At 72.5% G+C, this 18,196-nt stretch carries 14 protein-coding genes; 4 read left to right on the forward strand and 10 right to left on the reverse strand.

The window, feature by feature from the left end:
* Positions 1 to 610 precede the first annotated feature (610 nt).
* Together BM237_RS23575 and BM237_RS23580 are read right to left on the reverse strand one after the other, a co-directional pair.
* A complete protein-coding gene (locus BM237_RS23575) occupies positions 611 to 1,411 on the reverse strand; it encodes a VOC family protein (RefSeq protein ID WP_093851743.1) in 801 nt (266 codons plus the stop codon).
* 169 nt (positions 1,412 to 1,580) lie between these two features.
* Positions 1,581 to 2,225, reverse strand: a complete 645-nt coding sequence (locus tag BM237_RS23580) for a dihydrofolate reductase family protein (RefSeq protein ID WP_093851744.1) — start codon at positions 2,223 to 2,225, stop codon at positions 1,581 to 1,583.
* Positions 2,226 to 2,466: 241 nt separating this feature from the next.
* Between BM237_RS23580 and BM237_RS23585 the strand changes: the two genes are divergently transcribed.
* On the forward strand, positions 2,467 to 3,039 hold the full coding sequence (locus tag BM237_RS23585) for a pyridoxamine 5'-phosphate oxidase family protein (RefSeq protein WP_093851745.1): 573 nt from the start codon (positions 2,467 to 2,469) through the stop codon (positions 3,037 to 3,039).
* 64 nt (positions 3,040 to 3,103) lie between these two features.
* On the opposite strand, the gene BM237_RS23590 is transcribed toward BM237_RS23585, so the two are convergent.
* The 8 genes from BM237_RS23590 to BM237_RS23625 form a co-directional block, all read right to left on the reverse strand.
* Positions 3,104 to 4,315, reverse strand: coding sequence for an NAD(P)/FAD-dependent oxidoreductase (locus tag BM237_RS23590; protein WP_093851746.1), 1,212 nt, complete (start codon positions 4,313 to 4,315; stop codon positions 3,104 to 3,106).
* 151 nt (positions 4,316 to 4,466) lie between these two features.
* Entirely contained in the window at positions 4,467 to 5,411 is a 945-nt protein-coding gene (locus BM237_RS23595; protein WP_093851747.1) for an RNA polymerase sigma-70 factor, read from the reverse strand.
* A gap of 68 nt (positions 5,412 to 5,479) precedes the next feature.
* On the reverse strand, positions 5,480 to 6,847 hold the full coding sequence (locus tag BM237_RS28830) for an LAETG motif-containing sortase-dependent surface protein (protein WP_107415253.1): 1,368 nt from the start codon (positions 6,845 to 6,847) through the stop codon (positions 5,480 to 5,482).
* A 126-nt stretch (positions 6,848 to 6,973) separates the two neighbouring features.
* On the reverse strand, positions 6,974 to 8,761 hold the full coding sequence (locus BM237_RS23605) for a sigma-70 family RNA polymerase sigma factor (protein ID WP_093851748.1): 1,788 nt from the start codon (positions 8,759 to 8,761) through the stop codon (positions 6,974 to 6,976).
* Positions 8,762 to 8,810: 49 nt separating this feature from the next.
* Complete coding sequence (locus BM237_RS23610) at positions 8,811 to 9,845, reverse strand: oligopeptide/dipeptide ABC transporter ATP-binding protein (RefSeq protein WP_093851749.1); 1,035 nt, start codon at positions 9,843 to 9,845, stop codon at positions 8,811 to 8,813.
* Positions 9,842 to 11,824 (reverse strand): dipeptide/oligopeptide/nickel ABC transporter permease/ATP-binding protein, encoded by a 1,983-nt coding sequence (locus BM237_RS23615; RefSeq protein WP_093851750.1) that lies wholly within the window; start codon positions 11,822 to 11,824, stop codon positions 9,842 to 9,844. The genes BM237_RS23610 and BM237_RS23615 overlap by 4 nt, the downstream gene beginning before the upstream one ends.
* Complete coding sequence (locus BM237_RS23620; RefSeq protein ID WP_093851751.1) at positions 11,824 to 12,774, reverse strand: ABC transporter permease; 951 nt, start codon at positions 12,772 to 12,774, stop codon at positions 11,824 to 11,826. Before BM237_RS23620 ends, BM237_RS23615 begins: the two co-directional genes overlap by 1 nt.
* Positions 12,775 to 12,852: 78 nt before the next feature.
* Positions 12,853 to 14,406: an ABC transporter substrate-binding protein gene (locus tag BM237_RS23625; RefSeq protein WP_093851752.1), complete on the reverse strand. Its 1,554-nt coding sequence runs from the start codon at positions 14,404 to 14,406 to the stop codon at positions 12,853 to 12,855.
* A gap of 164 nt (positions 14,407 to 14,570) precedes the next feature.
* Here BM237_RS23625 and BM237_RS23630 point away from each other — a divergent pair, with 164 nt between their 5' ends.
* The 3 genes from BM237_RS23630 (at position 14,571) to BM237_RS23640 (ending at position 18,118) form a co-directional block, all read left to right on the forward strand.
* Complete coding sequence (locus tag BM237_RS23630; protein ID WP_425443735.1) at positions 14,571 to 15,341, forward strand: FadR/GntR family transcriptional regulator; 771 nt, start codon at positions 14,571 to 14,573, stop codon at positions 15,339 to 15,341.
* Positions 15,342 to 15,570: 229 nt separating this feature from the next.
* Positions 15,571 to 16,593 carry an acetylxylan esterase gene (locus BM237_RS23635; RefSeq protein WP_093851754.1) on the forward strand — a complete coding sequence of 341 codons (1,023 nt, stop codon included), beginning with the start codon at positions 15,571 to 15,573 and terminating at the stop codon, positions 16,591 to 16,593.
* A gap of 25 nt (positions 16,594 to 16,618) precedes the next feature.
* Positions 16,619 to 18,118, forward strand: a complete 1,500-nt coding sequence (locus BM237_RS23640) for an exo-alpha-sialidase (protein WP_093851755.1) — start codon at positions 16,619 to 16,621, stop codon at positions 18,116 to 18,118.
* Positions 18,119 to 18,196: the final 78 nt, after the last annotated feature.

Genomic DNA, 18,196 nt, shown 5'->3' on the forward strand with positions numbered 1-18,196 from the left:
CCGGCCCACCCGGCCCCACAGCCTTCCGCCGGACAGCTCCGGCGGTCCCGCGCGCCGGATTCGCCGCGCCGCCGGAAGATTCCGGCCGCCCCGCGCACCCGGTCTCGGCCACACCGGGCCCGGCGGACAGACCACTCGGTGCTCCCGGCTCAAACCGGCCGAATGCGGAAACCCCGCGGGAAGCGGCCCCCACGCACACCCGGAGGAAATTTCCTCATGTCCAGGCCACTGAAATCACCGAGGAAGGAAGCGAATTATCCGGTCAAAATATCCCCCCTCTTCCGCGAAACCCTTTTCCGTGAAGCGCGGGGAAGAACAGAGTGGCGTACAGGTGGCGCACACGAGTCTCTCGGCCGCGGGAATCAACACACCGCACGTACCGGAATCAGCGATACCGCCCCGGGCGACGTCCAGTGCGATTCCGGTCCTCGATCATGTTCTGCGCACTCGGAGCCGCGACTGTCGCACTGCCGTCCACGCGATTCCTCCGGCGGCCGGCACCGGCACCGGTGTGCGTCCGGCGACCCTGCGGTGGCCTGTCCGTTCCGGCCGCGCGGCGGCGGGCGCGCACAGCCGCGCGTGTCATCCCGCCGGCTGTGCGGGCACGGGCTCAGCCCGGGTCCGGGGCGAGTACGACGAAGTCCGCGTCCGACGGGTCGAGGCAGACGGCCATCCGGCCGACGCCCTTTGCGTCCTGCGGTCCCATCTGCACGCTTCCGCCGTTCCCGGTGACCGCGGCGACCGCGGCGTCGCAGTCGGTGACCTGGAAGACCGGATGCCAGTAGGGCCGTCCGTTCGCCAGGGAGAGGTCCTCGGTACGCAACCCCATGACGCCGCCCTGCGCACGCTCCTCGGGAAGCCCGGCGGGCGTGATGACGGAGTACGTGCCCGCGCCGTCCGACAGATCCACGTCACTGAACCGCCAGCCGAAGACGTCCCCGTAGAACTCCTTCGCCGCCGCGGTGTCGCTGGTGTACAGCTCGGTCCACAGCAGTGAGCCCGGCCGGCCCGTCAGTTCGACGCCGGCGCTCTCCCCCGGCTGCCAGACGGCGAACTGACCGCCCAGCTGATCGCTGTACTGCGCCATCCGGCCCCACTCCCCCAGGTCCGTCGGCGCCACGCGCACGGTGCCGCCCGCCCGCTCGACGGCCCGGGTCGTGGCGTCCGCGTCGGCGACGCGGTAGTAGATCATCCACGCCGAGCGCGCGCCCTCCTCGGTCAGCCTGCCGAGCCCGGCCACGGTCCTGCCGTCCTTCCGGAGCATCCCGCCCCCGGCACCCTCACCCTCCTCCCCCATGGGCTCGTAGTCCCAGCCGAACACCGCGCCGTAGAAGGCCGCGGCGGCCCGGACGTCGGGGGTGCCCAGGTCGAGCATGCAGGGGGAGCCGGGGACGAGGTCGGTGGTGGTCACGGCGCTTCCCTTTCACGAGTCCTGTACGACATCAGCGTGGCACCCGGCACCGGCACTCGCCCGCCGGCCCGGTCGTTCGGGTGGCGGCGGCGGTCTGCCGCCACCGCGGCTGCCGGGTGTCCGTCACGGGAGGCGCCGGTGCCGCCCCCCGTGCCCGTCCCGAGATTCGTCACTTCCGCCAGAACAGGTGGTGCGTCACCCCGCTCGGGCTGGGCACGGTCTCCAGGTGGAACCGGTCGAGCAGTTCGTCGGGGGACTCCCAGAGCCGCAGACCGGATCCGAACCTCACCGGCGAGACCGCGATGTGCATGGTGTCGACGAGGTCGGCGTCGAGGAACTGCCGGATGGTGGTGACCCCGCCGCCGAGCCGGACGTCCCCGCCCCGCGCCGCCTCCCGCGCCTGTTTCAGGACCTCGGACGGGGAGCCGTCGACGAAGTGGAACGTGGTGTCGGAGAGCGTGAACGAAGGACGCTCGTGGTGGGTCATGACGAACACCGGGGTGTGGAACGGGGGCTCCTCCCCCCACCAACCGCGCCACTGATGGTCCTGCCAGGGCCCGCGCTGGGGGCCGAACTTGTTGCGGCCCATGATCTCGGCGCCGATGTTGTGGGCGTAGTCCCGCGTGAAGTAGTCGTCCAGGCCCCGGCTCCCTCCGGGACCGGTGCGTCCGGGCCAGCTCGCCGTGGCGCCGGCCCAGGCGAACAGGCTCTCGGCTCCGGCGAGCCCGAACGGACTCTCGAGGCTCTGGTCCTCTCCGGCGCCGATGCCGTCGCTGGAGACGTTGAAGTTCTGGACCCTCAGCAGTTGGGTCATGCGTTCCTCCCGTGGTGTCGGACGGTGGTTTGACTCTCCGGGCCGGAGAAACTCATCGCCACCCGCCCCGCCGGTCGCCGCCCGGTTCCGGCGGAGGCGGGTGACGAGTGGGTGGCGAGTGGCGGGTGATGGAGCCGGTAAAACCCGACAGAAGATGTCGAGTTTCGGGTCGATCATGGCCTCACCGGCCGGCGTCGACGGTGGACGCGGGCCGAAGTCCCACCGGCAGACAAGGATCCCCATGCGCGAAACACCGGAAGAGCTCGAAGAGCTCCAGGCTCTTCTCGACTCCTCGCTCTCCCGCTCCACCCCGCACCTCCGCTCGATCATCAACACCGAGCGCACACTGACCGCAAAGCGGCTCACCCAGGTCCTCACCGGCATGTGCACCCTCTCCCTGGCCACCGTGACGGCGAAGTGCGAGCCGCGCATCAGCGGCGCGGACGGGCACTTCCTGCACGGGAAGTGGCACTTCGGCACGGCACGCGGCGCAGCCAAGGCCCGTCACCTCGCCGCGCGGCCCGCCCTCAGCGCCGCGCACATGCGGGGCGAGGACCTGGGGGTGTTCGCCCACGGCACGGTGGAGATCCTCAACCCCCACGGCGGCGAACCGGCCGCGGACTGGCCGGACCTGCTCTCGTACTTCAAGGACTTCTACGGCGAGGACGCCTTCGACTGGGACGAGGAGGTGGTCTACTACCGGCTGCGTCCGCACTGGATGACCGTCTACGCGCCCGACGACTCGAAGCTCGCCCCGGCTGGTTCCGTCCTGACCTGGGGCACGGGCCGCGCCCGGCCTCTCGGGCGGGGGTGAGGGGGCCCCGTACCGGCGGTGGGGCGGGCGCCCCGTATCGCGGGCGCCCGCCCCACCGTGCCGGTCAGGCCGACACCCGGGCGGACGGGCCCGTCCGGGCCGTCTCCCGTACGACACGGCGGCGGCGGACCGGCAGGCCGAGGGTCGGGTTGGCGACGGCCCAGGCCGCGCCCTTGCAGACCAGTTCCTTGTAGACGGCGGCGAGTCGGCCGGTCAGAGCCGTGCCGGTGGCCCGGTCGTCGGCGGTGACGTACTGGATCAGTCCTTCCCGGCGGCCCAGCGAGACGCACTGGTTGAAGTAGCGGATCGGGATCCTCGGGAGCTTCCCGCCGGTCAGGCGCGCGGCGATGGCGTCGGCGGCCTGCCAGGCGGTGGGGTTGCCCGAGGCACACGACATCCGCAGCGGCTTCTCCCCGGGGCCCGTCGCCATGGCGGCGTCGCCGACGGCGTACACCTCGGGGTGCGAGACCGAGCGCATGGTCGCGTCGACCACGATCTGGCCCGTGCCGGTGGTCTCCAGGGTGGTGGCCCCTGCGACGGGGTGGACCGCGAAACCGGTGGCCCACACGGTGACCGCGGCCGGGATGGCCTCTCCGCCTGCGGTGGTGACGCGGTCGGCCTCGACCCCGGTGACGGCCGTGTGCTCGTGCACGGTGATGCCGAGCCCGCCGAAGACCTTCCTCAGGTGGCCGCGTCCCTTGTCCGAGAGGTCGTCGCCGAGCCCGCCGCGGACGGCGAGGGCGACCGCGAGGTCCGGGCGGGCCTCGGCGATCTCGGTCGCGGTCTCCAGGCCGGTGAGGCCGCCGCCGACGACGACCACGGGCTGCCCGGCGGCCAGACCGGCCAGGCGCTCGCGCAGCCGGAGCGCCCCGGGCCGGCTCGCGACCTCGAAGGCGTGCTCGGCGGCACCGGGGACGTCCTGGTCGTTCCAGCCACTGCCGAGGGCGTACACCAGGGTGTCGTACTCCAGCTCCCGGACGTCCGCGCCGGTGCCTGCGACGGTGCCCGCGACGGTCACGGCCTTGCGGTCGGCGTCGACGCCGGTGACCTTCGCCGTCACCAGCTCGACGCCGGTGCCCGCGAACATCTCGACGAGCGGCCGGTCCCTGAGGTCCTGGCCGACCGCGAGCTGGTGCAGCCGGACGCGTTCGACGAAGTCGGGGTCGGCGTTGACGAGGGTGATGGCGACCTCGTCACGGTGCAGTCGCCTGGCGAGGCGGCCGGCCGCGGCGGCTCCGGTGTACCCGGCTCCGAGGACGATGATGCGGTGCTTCATTTCCCTGGCTCCTGTCTGCGCGGTCCGTCTTCTGCGCGGTTTCGCCCCTTGAACCGGGGAGCGAGCCGTTTCCTGACAGGAACGGGGAGTGAGGCAGGTCACACCTGGACCGGAGGCCCCCGGCGGCGGGGCCGGGGGCCTCGTCTCGTGGTCAGAAGGCGTGGAACAGGGGCTCTCCGTGGTCGGTGGTCGCCCACACCTCGGTCGCACGCCCGAGCTTGTCGGGGTTGGCCTGGCTGCGGATCGCGGCGATGCCCTCGGCAGTGACCTCCAGGCACACGACGCCGACGACCCGGCCGCCCACGACCGCCACGACGGCGGGTCCGCCGTTGGCGGTCGTGACGTGGAGACCGGGCGACCCCCCGACCAGGGCGCGCTTGGCCCGTGCGGGCTTGAACAGCCCCCGCATGAACTTCGCGACCGCGAGAGCGCCCTCGACCGGCCTGGGGCGGGCCGGGACCTTCCCGCCGCCGTCGCCGACCGAGACGGCGTCGGCGGTGAGCAGCCGCACCAGCGGCTCGGTCCTCCCGTCGGCGGCGGCCGCCAGGAACTCCTCGACGACCCGCCGGGCGGCGGCCTCGTCGACCTCGGTACGGGCCCTGCCGTCCGCGATGTGCTTCCTGGCGCGGTGGAGGATCTGCTGGCTGGCCGCCTCGCTGACACCGAGGATCCCGGCGATCTCCCGGTGCGGGTAGCCGAAGGCCTCCCGCAGCACGTACACCGCCCGCTCCTGGGGGGACAGCCGCTCCATGAGGGCGAGGACCGCGTACGAGACCGACTCGCGCTGCTCGGCGGTGTCGGCCGGGCCGAGCATCGGGTCACCTTCGAGCAGCGGCTCGGGGAGCCACTGGCCCACGTAGGTCTCGCGCCGCGCACGGGCCGAGGTGAGCTGGTTGAGGCACAGGTTGGTGAGCACCTTCGTCAGCCAGGCCTCGGGAACCTCGATGCGCCCGACGTCGGCGGCCTGCCAGCGCAGAAAGGTCTCCTGCACGGCGTCCTCGGCCTCGCTCGCGGAGCCGAGGAGGCGGTAGGCGATGGCCTCCAGACGGGGCCTGGCGGCCTCGAAGCGGTCCACGTCCTTCACGGTCAGCGGCATGGCCCGGATCCTAGTGCCGGGCCGGGCCGGGCCGGGCGACCGGTCGCCCGGCCCGGCGAGCGGGGGTGTCAGGCGCGGTTGCGGCGGACGCGGAGGACGACCGCGGCTCCGAGCACGACGAGTGCGGCGCCGCCCGCGGCGACGAACGGCGTCGCGAAGTCGCCGCCGGTGTCGGCCAGGTTCTCTCCGTCCTGAGCGGCGGCCGCGGCGGCTCGGGTCCCGTCACCGTCGCCGTTCCCGCTGCCGGAGTCGGCGGGGGTGCCGGCGTCGGCGTCGGTGCCGTCCTCCGAGACCGGCTCGCCCTCTCCGGAGCGCTGCTGCGGGACCGGGGCCTCGGCGCCCTTCCCGGGAGCGGTGGCCACGCCGGACGGAGCCGGGGTGCCGTTCAGGCTCACGGCCACCGTGGCGGACCCGCCGCCCGACGCCCTGACCTCCACGTCGATCCGGTGGGCGGTGTCGGTCAGCCGCGTGATGGCGTCGGTGTCGCCGCCGCCGTCCTCCTCGGTGGTGTCGATGAGGCGGGAGGCGGTGTAGGAGCCCTTGGGCACCCGGTAGGCGTGGACGCCCTCGACCCCGGCATCGAGCGTGCCGTACCGGTTGGTGTAACTCGCGTCCTCATGGCGGTACTCGATGACCAGGCGGTCCTCGCCCATCGGTATGTCGAGCGCGCGCACCCCGTCCTTCGCTCCGTAGAGCGGGGCCAGCTCGTAGGTGGCGGACCTCTCCACCGTGACCGCCTGGCCGTCGGGCAGCCATCCTCTGCTGATGAGCTCGGGCGCCGTGAAACCGACGCCGGCGCCGCCCCCTCCCATCGGGGTCTTGCCGCTGGTTCCGCCGGTGGTGCAGTCGCCCAGGTCGCCGCCGGCGCACTTCTCGCGGAGGTGGTGGGCGAAGCCCTGGTTGTGGCCGAACTCGTGGACGAGCAGGTCCTCTCCGATCTCCTGGCCGACCAGACTGACCCAGGTGTAGGGGCCGGGCATCGAACCGAGGCCGGACCAGTTGCAGTCGCTGCCCTTGCCCGGCTGGACGACGGAGAGGCTGTCGTAGTCCTCGCCCCTGACGTACCCGTCGGCTTCCAGTGCCTTCTGTGTCGCCGAGTTGACCTGGCCGGCGTTGCAGGGCTTCTGCGTGAGGTCGAGTTCGTACGGGCCGACGACCTTCTCCGGTACGGCCGGTACATAGGTGAAGGCGCCCTGCGAGACCTTGTCGAAGTAGCCGGCGAGGGACTTGCGCCCGCCGAAGTAGCTGCTCGCCGCGTACTCCTTGACCAGGTCGGTGTCCGGGAACTTCGCGTCCTGGAAGCCGACGACGACCACGAGGGTCCTGCGCTCGCCGGTGACCGGGTCCGCGGCGTGGGCGGTGCCGGTGGCGAAGGCGGTGGCCAGGGCGGCGCCGGTGGCGGCGGCGACGGCGGCGGCGCGGATGCGCGTGTGCATGGGGAGCCTTTCGGGTCCGGGGGAACTTCTCACTCCTGAGGAGTGGGCTGTCCCGGATCCGTCCCGCGACTTTGCCGATACTTTACCCGGGTGTCGTTCGGGCAGGTGGGAGAGGAGGCCGCCCGGTCAGCCGCCCGCGAACTTCCCGTCGAAGAGGGCGCCGTCGTAGAGGAAGGCGAAGGACGGCGAGCCGTAGTAGTGGTGGTTGGTGGCGATTTCGTCGGTGTGGGGCTTTCCGTCCGCGGCGTTCGCCCAGTCGTCCAGGCCCAGGTACATCGTGCCGCCGGCCTGGACGAACCGCGCCTCGCCCGACCCTTCCGGAGCGTAGAGACCCCACAGCTGGCGGGTGTCGGAAGGATCGCAGACGGCCTGTGTGACCGGCGCGTCGTCGATCTGCGTGCCCTGGTTGGCCAGGCACATCCCGGTGCCGGTGTTGCGCAGCTGCACCCGGCCGTCGCCGCCCGGACGGAGCAGGTCCCACTGCTGGTGCTCCCCGCCGTCGCAGGCGGCCTCCCGGGCCTGGACACCGGTGGCCGCGCTGCCGCCGGGGATCTCCATGCACCGCCCGGTGGACGCCGGTCGCAGCCGGGTGCGGTCCTCGGCCGCCGGGCCCGGCGCCGCGGCGCCGGGCACCGCCCGCGCGCCCGGTGTCGCGGAGGCGCCGGACGGCGAGGGGGCGGCGGAGGCGCTCGGCGGCACGGTGGACGGGGAGGCGGGCTCCGGCACGGTGGCGTCGGGCGAGTCGGAGGGAGCGGAGGCGGCCGGGGCGGGCGCCGTCCTCGCGGGTTCGTCCCCGCCGGGGAGCAGCAGGAGGCCGCCTGCGACGGCGGCCGTCACGGCCACGGCCGCGGCCGTGATGCCCCAGGGGGACGCGGCCGTGGCCGGCGGCGGCGCGGTGACGGGCTCATGCGGGGCGCCGGACCCGGAGGAGCCGGAGGAGCCGGAGGAGCCGGAGGAGCCGGAGGAGCCGGAGGAGCCGGAGGAGCCGGAGGAGCCGGAGGAGCCGGAGGAGCCGGAAGGGGGAGCCGCCCCCGTACCACCGGCCGCGGCGCCTTCGGCGAGCCGGGCGGTGAGATAGGCGGGCGCGCCCCACAGCAGCAGCGCGGCGGGCAGTACGGCCCTCAGCCGCTGGTCGATGTCGGTCAGTTCGGCCAGCGCGCGCCGGCAGCCGTCGCAGTCGTCGAGGTGCCGCCGCAGATGCCGGGGCATGCGGCGGCCGGGGCGGCGTACGGCGGATCCCAGGAGCGTGCCGTAGCGGCGGCACTCCTGGCTGCGTCCCGCCGACTCGGCGTGCGCGCTGAGGAACGCCTCCCGCAGCCCCTCGCGGGCGCGGGCGGTGAGGGAGGCCACGCCGCTGGGACTGACGCCGAGGATCGCGCCGGTCCTCGCCGCGGGTTCGCCCTCGACGACGCTGTGCCACAGCACCGCCTGCCAGCGCTCCGGCAGGGAACGGAAGCCGCGCAGCACCATGCTGCCGTCCTCCCGGCGGATCGTCCGCTCCTCGGCGCTCTGGGCGTACGCGCCGCGCGCCGCGTGGAGTTCGTCGAGCCGCCGGTCGAAGTCGGCGGAGAGTTCCGTGCGGCGGGCCGAGGCGGCCCAGTCCCCGGCGGTGTGGCGTACGACGCCCAGGAGATACGGGCGCCATGCCTGCGTCGGACCGTGGCCGGACCGGACGGCCTGGATGGTCCGGGTGAACGCCTCGGAGGCCAGGTCCTCCGCGGTGTGCGCGTCGCGGGCGAAGGTACGGGCGTAGGCCAGCACCGCGGAGTGGTGGCGGCGGTACAGCTCGGCCAGGGCGCTCTCGTCGCCCGTCCGCCGTACCGCCGCGGTGAGTTCCGCGTCGGAGGGCTCCGCCGGCGCTCCGGCGGGGTCCGCCGGAGCGCCGAAGCCGCCGTTCGCCGCCGTCGATGTCATGCGCGGACCGTACACGGCCACCTGCCCGGGCGGCCCCGGGCGGCCCCGGTCAGCCACCGTGCGCGGCCGCCCCCGACAGGGGCTGCGCGGTGTCCGCGCCCGGCTGGGGGTGTACGCAGTGCCAGCGGTGTCCGCCGGGGCCGTCCGTCGCCGCCGGGAAGGCGGTGGCGCACGCGTCGTCCGCCTTCCAGCAGCGGGTGCGGAACGGGCACCCGGAGGGCGGGTTGGTCGCCGAGGGCACCGGACCGTGCAGGACGATCCGCTCCGGGTGTTCCAGCAGACTCGGCGTGGCGGAGAGCAGGGCCTCGGTGTACGGGTGGCGGGAGTCGCCGGTGACCTGCGCGGCCCCTCCCTCCTCGACGATGCGGCCCAGGTACAGCACCGCGATGCGGTCCGCCAGGTAGCGCACCGTCTGCACGTCGTGGGAGATGAAGACCATGCCGAGCCCGAGCCGGGACCGCAGGTCCACCAGGAGGTTGAGGATCTGGGCGCGCACCGACACGTCCAGGGCGCTGGTGGGTTCGTCGGCGACGATCAGCTCCGGTTCCAGGGCGAGGGCGCGGGCGATGGCCACGCGCTGACGCTGGCCGCCGGAGAGCTGGCCGGGCAGCGCCTGGAGGGTGTGTCCGGGCAGGCCGACCAGGTCGAGGAGTTCCTCGACGCGCCGCTCGCGCTCGGCCCGCGTCCCCCGGGCGTGCACGTCCAGCGGGTCGCGCAGGATCCGGTGCACGGTCAGCCTCGGGTTCAGGGCGGTGGAGGGGTCCTGGAAGATCACGCCGATCGAGGCGCCGAAACGGGTACGGCGCTCGGCGGCGGGCATCTTCCACAGATCCTGGCCCTTGAAGTGCACACAGCCCTCCGTCGGGCGCTGCAGCCCGGTGACCACCCGGGCCAGGGTGGACTTGCCGCAGCCCGACTCGCCGACCAGGCCGAGGATCTCGCCGCGCCGGACCTCCAGACAGGCGTCGGTCAGCGCGTGCACCGCGTCCCGGCGCAGGATGCCGCCGCTGCGGGCCTTGTGTCGTACGTGGATGTGTTCGAGCCGGACGAGCGGTTCCATGGTGGTGTCCTCCGGGGCGGTCATCGGGCGCTTTCCAGTGGCTGGGCCGGCCGGTGCGCGGGCGCCGGATGGTGGCAGGCGAACAGGTGGTCCCGCCCGGTGTCGCGGTCGGCCGCGGGCGGCGGGGTGGTGGCGCACAGGCCGGTGGCTGCGGCACACCGGGAGGCGAACCGGCAGCCGGGGCCGAACGCTCTCGGCGCGGGCACGACACCGCGGATCTGGTGCAGCCGCCCGGCGCCCGCCTCCAGCGAGACCACGGAGCCGAGCAGTCCCCGGCTGTAGTGGTGCGCCGGGTCGGTCAGCAGGGAGCGGGTGTCTCCGGCCTCGGCGACCTGACCGGCGTACATCACCGCGACCCGGTGGGCGAGGTCGCCGACCAGGGCCAGGTCGTGCGATACGAGGACCATCGCGAAACCGAACTCCTCACGCAGCGCGACCAGCAGCTCGACGATCTGGGCCTGCACGGTGACGTCGAGCGCGGTCGTCGGCTCGTCGGCGATGAGCAGACGCGGGCTGCGGGACAGCGCCATGGCGATCAGCACTCGCTGGCGCTGGCCGCCGGAGAGCTCGTGGGGGTAGCTGCGCAGCGTGCGCTCGGGTGACAGACCGACCAGTTCCAGCAGTTCGGCGGGGGTGCGGGTGCCGCCGCGGGAGGTGAGCCACTTGAGCTGCGTGCCGATCAGCACGGACGGGTTGAGGGAGGACATGGCGTCCTGGTAGACCATGGCGATCTCCGGGCCCATGAGCGCGCGGCGCTCCTTCGGCGACAGCGTCAGCAGGTCGCGGCCCCGGTAGAGGATCTCGCCGTCGGCCTCGGCGTTGCGGGCGAGCAGGCCCATGATCGCGAGGCTCGTGATCGACTTGCCGCAGCCCGACTCGCCGACCAGACCGAGGGTCTCGCCCTCCCGGACGGTGAAGGAGATGCCGTCGATGACGCGGGTGTCCCCGTATCGGTCGGGGAAACGGATCGTCAGGTCGCGCACGGCGAGCAGTTCGGGGGTGTCCTCGGGAAGCGGCGGAACGGTGGGTTCCATGGCCTCGAGCCGGACGGCGAGCTCGGCGAGCGCGGTGTCCACACCGGCATCGGTGTCCGCCTCGACGGCGGTGGGCGCGGCGGCCTTCCCGCCGGATTCGCCGTCATCGGCACGGGTCTTGCCCGGGGACGCCGCGGCGTCCGTCATCCCCTCGGACAGGACGTTCAGGGCGAGCACCGTGACCAGCAGGCACAGGCCGGGGAAGAGGGTCGCCCACCAGCCGCCGGACAGCAGGATCTGCCGGCCGTAGGCCAGGACGCTGCCCCAGCTCGGGTCGGGGTCCTGCACACCGGCGCCGATGAAGGACAGACTCGCCTCGAAGATGATGGAGTCGGCCACCATGACCGTCGCGAACACCATGACCGGCGCCGCGCAGTTGATGGCGACGTGCCGGGCCACGATGTAGCCGCGGCGGGCGCCGACGACTTTCTCCGCGGCGACGTAGTCCTCGCCGTACTGCTCCAGCACGTTGGCCCGTACGACACGAGCGAGCGAGGGCGAGTAGACGAAGGCGATGGTGAAGATGATGACCGGGATGCTGGGCCCGAACACGGCGACGAGCACGGCGGCCAGCGCGATCGGCGGGAACGACATCACGATGTCGAGCGTGCGCATCACCGACTCGTCGGCGAGCTTGCGCGAGGTGGCCGCCAGGGCGCCCAGGACCGAGCCGATGACCAGCGCGAGGAAGGTCGCGCCGAGACCGATGACGAGGGAGTAGCGCGCACCGTGCACGACCCGGGCGAACACGTCGCGGCCGGCCCGGTCGGTGCCGAACCAGTGGTCGGCGCCCGGCGGCTGGGCGGGGGTGCCGGTGGTGAGCGGATCCTGGGTGAGCAGCGGGGCGAGCACCGCGCCCAGCACGACCACGAGGAGCACCGCGAGGGCGACCCGGGAGGGCACGGGCAGACGGCGCAGGCGGGTGCCGGGCCGGGACAGCCGCTCGGCGAGGGAGCGTGGGGCGAACATCACACCGTCCTGATGCGCGGGTTGACGAGCAGGTAGAGCAGGTCGACGACGACGTTGACCACGAGGAAGGCCACCGCGATGAAGAGCACGGTGCCCTGGACGAGCGCGACGTCGCCTCCGGTGACACCCTCGAGGATCAGCTTGCCCATGCCGGGCAGGTCGAAGATCGCCTCGATGACCACGGCGCCGCTGAGCAGGTAGCCGACCTTGACGCCGAGCACGGTCAGCGGGGTGACCAGGGCGTTGCGCAGCACCGACCGGGTGATCAGGAAGGGCGGCAGGCCGCTGCCGTGGGCGGTGCGCACGTAGTCGCGGTCGAGTTCGGCCACCATCGAGGTGCGCACCAGGCGGGCCAGCGACGCGGCGACGGGCACGGCGAGCGCGAACGCCGGGAGTGCGAGGCTCATCAGCCAGCCGGTGAAGGAGTCGGCCGGATTGACGTAGCCACCGGTCGGGAAGATCGGGATGTTCAGCGCGAACTGCTGGATGAGCAGCACACCGAGCCAGAACGAGGGCAGGGCGATCCCGGCCATCGACAGCACCCGGAACACCTGGTCGGGCCAGCGGTCCCGGTACATGGCGCTGACGACGCCGAAGACCAGGGCCAGCACGACGGCCAGCGTGAGTCCGAGTATCGTCAGCTGCAGGGTCAGCGGGAAGGCGGTGGCGATCCGGTCGGCGACGGGCTGGCTGGGCGGCACGGTGACACCGAGGTCTCCCTGCACCAGATTGGCCAGGAAGGCGACGTAGCGCACCGGCAGCGGGTCGTTGAGACCGTGCGCCTCGGCGAACGCGGCACGCGCCTCGGGGCTCGCGCTGTCGCCGAGCGCGTTGTACGCGGGGTCGGCCGGTGAGAACTGCAGCACCACGAAGACCAGCAGCGCGATGCCGAGCACCATCACCGGCATCATCGCCAGGCGGCGCAGCGCGAGCCGGAGGAATGCAACCATCGTGAGGTTCCTAGGGATCGGGGCCGGCCGCCGCTGCCTGCCGGGCAGCGGCGGTTGCCCGGGGACGGGCGTACGGGCTCAGGCGCGGCCGACTTCGATGAAGGACAGACCGGTGGTGGGCAGCGGCTTGAAGCCCGGCAGCGTCCCCTCCCGCCAGGCGGTGGGCAGCTTGCGGTGCAGCACCGGGTACAGGGCCGCCTCCTCGGCGACCAGGTCGGTGATCTGGCCCCACAGTTCCTTGCGCTTGGCGGCGTCGGCCTCCGAAGCGGCCTTGTCGAGCAGCGACCTGGTCTTCCCGTAGGCGCCGGAACCGGCCCAGCCGTAGCGCTTCTCGGGCCAGAAGCCGTAGTAGAACCAGCGCAGCAGCAGATCGGCGTCGTTGCCGAAGACCGACGGGTCGCCCGGCGCTGCCAGGGCGTCGAAGTCCCCCTTGTCGATCTTGGAGTACTGGGCGGGGGACTGGGCGATGTCCAGCCTGGCGTCGATGCCGACCGCCGCCCAGCTCTCCTTGATCAGCGGCGCGATGTCCTTGACCCAGCCGGTGTCCGTGAGCAGCAGGGTGAAGGAGAGCTTGTCCACGCCCGCCTCCTTCAGCAGCTTCTTCGCCTTGGCCGGGTCGTGGCCGTAGACGGTGGCGGCCTTGTGGTAGTCCGGGTGCGTGGTCGGCACGTATCCGGTGGCGGGCGAGGCGTTGCCCAGCAGAGCTGTGGAGATGATCTTCTCGGTGTCGAGGGCGTAGTGCAGTGCCTGGCGGACCCGCTTGTCGGCGAAGCGCTTGTCCTTGCAGTTGAACATCAGGAAGAGCAGACCGAAGGACTGGACCGACTCGACCTTGTCCTTGCCGGTGAAGCCCTCGATGTCGATGTAGGGCACGTCCTCGATGGCCTGCACGCGACCGGACTTGAGCGCGCTGACCCGGGCGGACGGGTCGGACATCAGGTGCCAGACCATCTTCTTGGCCTTGGCCGGGTGCGGCCCGTTGTACTTGTCGTACGCCTTCATGACGATCTTGTCCTCGCGGACCGCCGACACGAAGCGGTACGGGCCCGAACCGACCGGCTCGGCGTCGAAGGCCTTGGCGTCGGCTTCGACGATCTTCTTCGGCACGACGCGCACCACGGATATGCGCGACGGGAAGAGTGCGAAGGGGTGCTTCAGCTTGAACTCGACCGTCGTGGCGTCGACCGCCTTGACCTGGTCGATGAAGGGCACGAACTGTGCCATCAGCGAGGCGTTCTCCGGGTCGAGGACGCGCTCGAAGCTGAACACCACGTCGTCCGCGGTGACCGGCGAACCGTCGTGGAAGGTGGCTCCCTTGCGCAGGGTGGCCCGGTAGGTGGTCGCGTTGATCTTCTTGGGCATCTCGGTGGCCAGCGTCGGCCGCGCGGCCAGCGTGACCGGGTCGAGGTCCACCAGCCCCTCGAATATGTGCATGTTGGCGGCGTACGGTGTGGCGCCGGAGGTGATCATCGGGTCGAAGCCCGTGGAGAGGGGGTAGGAGAGGCCGGCTTCGATGGTGTCGGTGCCGCTGCCGGAACCGCCGGACTCGCTTCCGGTGCTGCCGGGGCCGCCGCAGGCGGACAGGCCCGCGGTGATCGCGGTCGCCACACCGATGGCGCCGGTGTATCTCATGAAGGTGCGGCGATCGACGCCTGATGCACTGCGCGCGGACAAGAGTTCCTCCAGGCGGGAGACATGATGGGCGTTATGGGAAGAGGTGGGCGTGAATGTACCCCACCGAGATGCATCAGACGTCTGATGTCTGATGCTTGATAGCGTGGGAACGTAGCCCGGCAATGGAGAGGGGTCAAGAGGTGGCGGTGGGACAAGGTGGGATCCGAAGTGCGACACCGGAGCCGAAGGTGGCGCGACAACCACTGCGACAGGAGGTCGTGGACGGCATCAAGTCCTACATCCTGCGCAACCAGCTGCGCCCGGGGGATCCGCTGCCGACCGAGCCCGCCCTGTGCGAGGCGCTCGGCGCCAGCCGCTCCAGCGTGCGGGAGGCGATCAGGATCCTCACCGCGCTCGACATCGTCGAGGTGCGGCACGGCCACGGCACCTACGTCGGCCGGCTGAGCCTGTCCGCCCTGGTGGAGAGCCTGGCCTTCCGCGGCCTGCTCAGCCCCGACGACGACTTCCAGGTGATGTCCGACCTCATCGAGGTGCGCGAGCTGTTCGAGCGCGGCATGGCGGAGCGGCTCGTGCGGTCCCTGAGCGACGAACAGGCCGACCGCCTCGCGGCGCTCGTCGACGAGATGCGCAGGGCCGGCGCCGGGGAGGGGCACGGCTTCATCGAGGCCGACCGGGCCTTCCACACCCTGCTCGTCGCCCCCCTCGGCAACGACCTGATCGGGCAGCTCTCCGCGGCGTTCTGGGACGTCTACGTCATCGTCGCGCCGCACCTCGACGTCTTCACCCACGAGCACGAGGCGGCCACCATCGCCAACCACCAGCGCATCGTGGACGCCGTGCGGGACCGGGACCCGGTGGAGTTCGCGGCCGCGCTGAGCGAGCACTACGCACCCGTGCGGCAGCGCATCGCGGAGGCCCGCGCCCGCCGCTGACCCGCTCGCTCCCCCAAAGGAGGCGGCCCCACGCCGGGGTCGCCTCCTTTGTGCCGTACGGAACGTCCGGCTCCATCCGGCGGGCGGGCCGAGTACTTGACGGCCCTCCCCCGGATCTCTAAGGTCCCAGGACGACAGACATCAGACGTCTGTTGTCGGAGATCGACATCCCCCCTTCCACACCTCCCGCGCTGCGCCGCGCGCACGCCTCACCCACCGGGGCCCCTCCATGCCACTGACGGACCTCACCCTCGCCGAATGCCTCGCGCTCCGGCCCGACCTCGAAGAACCCGCCGACCTCGACGCGTTCTGGGACCAGACCCTGCGAACGGCCCGGGCGGCCGGCGGCGCCCCCCGCTACACACCCGTGGACACCGGTCTGACGCAGGTGACGACCTACGACATGACCGTGCCCGGTTTCGCGGGCGAGCCCGTCCGGGGCTGGCTGCACCTGCCGGCCGGGGCCGGCGGCCCGCTGGGCTGCGTGGTGGAGTTCCTCGGCTACGGACGCGGACGCGGCCTGCCGCACGAGCAGGTGCTCTGGGCGAACGCCGGCTACGCGCACTTCATCATGGACACCCGCGGCCAGGGCTGGTCCACGGCCGGCGGCGACACCCCCGACACGGCCTCCCTGAACGGCGACGTCCCCGGCTTCCTGACCCGCGGCGTGGGCGACCCCCACGACCACTACTACCGGCGCGTGTTCACCGACGCCGTGCGCTTCACCGAGGCCGCCCGCGCACATCCGGCCGTCGATCCGGACCGGACCGTCGTGACCGGCGTCAGCCAGGGCGGCGGCATCAGTCTCGCGGTGGCCGGGCTCGTGCCGGGCCTGGCGGGCGTGATGCCCGACGTCCCGTTCCTGTGCGACATCCGGCGCGGGGCGACGATCGCCGGCGCACCGCCCTACACCGAGATCGCGGAGTACCTGCGCCTGCACCGCGACCGCGCCGAGGCCGTCTTCACCACACTCTCCTACGTCGACGCGGCCCTGCTGGCCGCCCGCGCCACCGCCCCGTCGCTCTTCTCCATCGCCATGATGGACGAGATCTGCCCGCCCTCCACCTGCTTCGCCGCCTACCACCGCTACGGCGGCCCCAAGGACCTGCGCGTCTACGAGTTCAACGGCCACGAGGGCGGCGGCGGCCACCACCGGCGCGAACAACTCGCCTGGGTTCGGGAACTGCTCTCCCCGCCTCGCCTTCCGGACGAGTCCGGTCCCTCCACCCTGCACGCTCCCCAGCCCGTCTGACCCCCACCTGAGAAGAGGCCCGTTCATGCAGCGCAGAGCCACTCTGGCCACCGCCACCGCAGTCACCGCTCTGGCCCTGCTGGCCGCCGGCACGCCCGCCGCGCACACCGCGGGCCGGCAGGCCGGCGACCAGCAGACCGTCCTCGCTTCCGGCGCCCTCGTCTCGCAGGACATCGCCACCGCGGGCACCGGCTCCCCCCACTACCGCATCCCCGCCCTGACCACGACGGTCAAGGGCACCCTGATCGCCGCCTACGACGCCCGCCCCACCCTCGCCGACCTGCCCGGCAACCTCGGCATCGTCCTGCGCCGCAGCACCGACGGCGGAGCCACCTGGCAGCCCCAGCAGGTCGTACGCAAGGACCCCGCCCCCAAGGGATACGGCGACCCCAGCCTCCTCGTCGACCGGCAGACCGGGCGGATCTTCCTCTTCTACGCGGCCTCCGTGAACCAGGGCTTCTTCGGCTCGGCGACCGGCAACGACGAGAGCGACCCGAACGTACTCCAGGCCGACTACAGCTACTCCGACGACGACGGCCTGACCTGGAAGCACGAACGGATCACCGCCGAGATCAAGAACCCGGCCTGGGCCGGCATGTTCGCGGCCTCCGGCGAGGGCATCCAACTGCGCCACGGCAGGTACGCGGGCCGGCTGATCCAGCAGTACGCCATCCGCCACAACGGCGCCAACTACGCCGTCAGCGCCTACAGCGACGACCACGGCGACACCTGGAGGATGGGCACCCCTGTCGGACCCGGCGGCGACGAGAACAAGACCGTGGAGCTGTCCGACGGCCGCGTCATGCTCAACAACCGCTCCAGGCCGTACCGCACGGTGGCCTACTCCACCGACGGCGGCGTCACCTACACCCCCTTCCAGCAGGACACCGAACTGCCCGATCCCGCCAACAACGGCTCGATCATGCGCTTCGCGCCGGACGTGCCCGCCTCCCACCCGCGCGCCTCCTGGCTGATGTTCAGCAATACGGCCACCACGGGCAGCCGCAGCAACCTCACCGTCCGCCTCTCCTGCGACAACGGGCGGAACTGGCCGGTGCGCAAGACCGTCGAGGCCGGCTCGGCCGCCTACTCCACACTCACCCCGCTCAGCGACGGCACCGCGGCCAACCCCCGGGTGGGCCTGCTGTGGGAGCGCGACAACTACCGGCACATCACCTACTCGTCCCTGGACCTGCGGTGGCTGGCGGGCGTCTGCGCCCCGGTCACCGTCACCCCGCCCGCCTCCCTGCCCGCGGGGAGGACCACCGAGGTCACCGTCCGCGTCGTCAGCCAGAACGACGTGGACCTGCCCTCCGGCACGGTCTCCCTGAAGCTGCCGGCCGGCTGGAGCGCCCCGAGCGTGACCGTGCCCGCGCTCAGGCCCGGCCAGGGCGCGAACATGAGGATCCCCGTCACCGTTCCCGCCGACGCCACCGCGGGCGCCGTGCCGACGACCGCCACCTACCTCGTACGCGGCTGGCAGCGGTCCTACGGTGACGGCACGCTCACCGTCACCGCGCCCTAGGCCCGACCCGGGCCGCCCGCACGACGCCCGTGCGGGCGGCCCGTCCCCTCCCTGCCGAGCACCGCATCACCCAGGAGC

It is taken from the genome of Streptomyces mangrovi (genome assembly GCF_900114215.1).
Taxonomy (GTDB): domain Bacteria; phylum Actinomycetota; class Actinomycetes; order Streptomycetales; family Streptomycetaceae; genus Streptomyces; species Streptomyces barkulensis.

Bases quoted from the DNA above. Each gene is read 5' to 3' on its own strand.
- BM237_RS23580 (WP_093851744.1), bottom strand. From the start codon at position 2,225: ATGACCCAACTGCTGAGGGTCCAGAACTTCAACGTCTCCAGCGACGGC.
- BM237_RS23625 (WP_093851752.1), bottom strand. From the start codon at position 14,406: ATGAGATACACCGGCGCCATCGGTGTGGCGACCGCGATCACCGCGGGC.
- BM237_RS23640 (WP_093851755.1), top strand. From the start codon at position 16,619: ATGCAGCGCAGAGCCACTCTGGCCACCGCCACCGCAGTCACCGCTCTG.
- BM237_RS23615 (WP_093851750.1), bottom strand. From the start codon at position 11,824: ATGTTCGCCCCACGCTCCCTCGCCGAGCGGCTGTCCCGGCCCGGCACC.
- BM237_RS23605 (WP_093851748.1), bottom strand. From the start codon at position 8,761: ATGACATCGACGGCGGCGAACGGCGGCTTCGGCGCTCCGGCGGACCCC.
- BM237_RS23620 (WP_093851751.1), bottom strand. From the start codon at position 12,774: ATGGTTGCATTCCTCCGGCTCGCGCTGCGCCGCCTGGCGATGATGCCG.
- BM237_RS23595 (WP_093851747.1), bottom strand. From the start codon at position 5,411: ATGCCGCTGACCGTGAAGGACGTGGACCGCTTCGAGGCCGCCAGGCCC.
- BM237_RS28830 (WP_107415253.1), bottom strand. From the start codon at position 6,847: ATGCACACGCGCATCCGCGCCGCCGCCGTCGCCGCCGCCACCGGCGCC.
- BM237_RS23635 (WP_093851754.1), top strand. From the start codon at position 15,571: ATGCCACTGACGGACCTCACCCTCGCCGAATGCCTCGCGCTCCGGCCC.
- BM237_RS23610 (WP_093851749.1), bottom strand. From the start codon at position 9,845: ATGACCGCCCCGGAGGACACCACCATGGAACCGCTCGTCCGGCTCGAA.
- BM237_RS23590 (WP_093851746.1), bottom strand. From the start codon at position 4,315: ATGAAGCACCGCATCATCGTCCTCGGAGCCGGGTACACCGGAGCCGCC.
- BM237_RS23630 (WP_425443735.1), top strand. From the start codon at position 14,571: ATGGAGAGGGGTCAAGAGGTGGCGGTGGGACAAGGTGGGATCCGAAGT.
- BM237_RS23585 (WP_093851745.1), top strand. From the start codon at position 2,467: ATGCGCGAAACACCGGAAGAGCTCGAAGAGCTCCAGGCTCTTCTCGAC.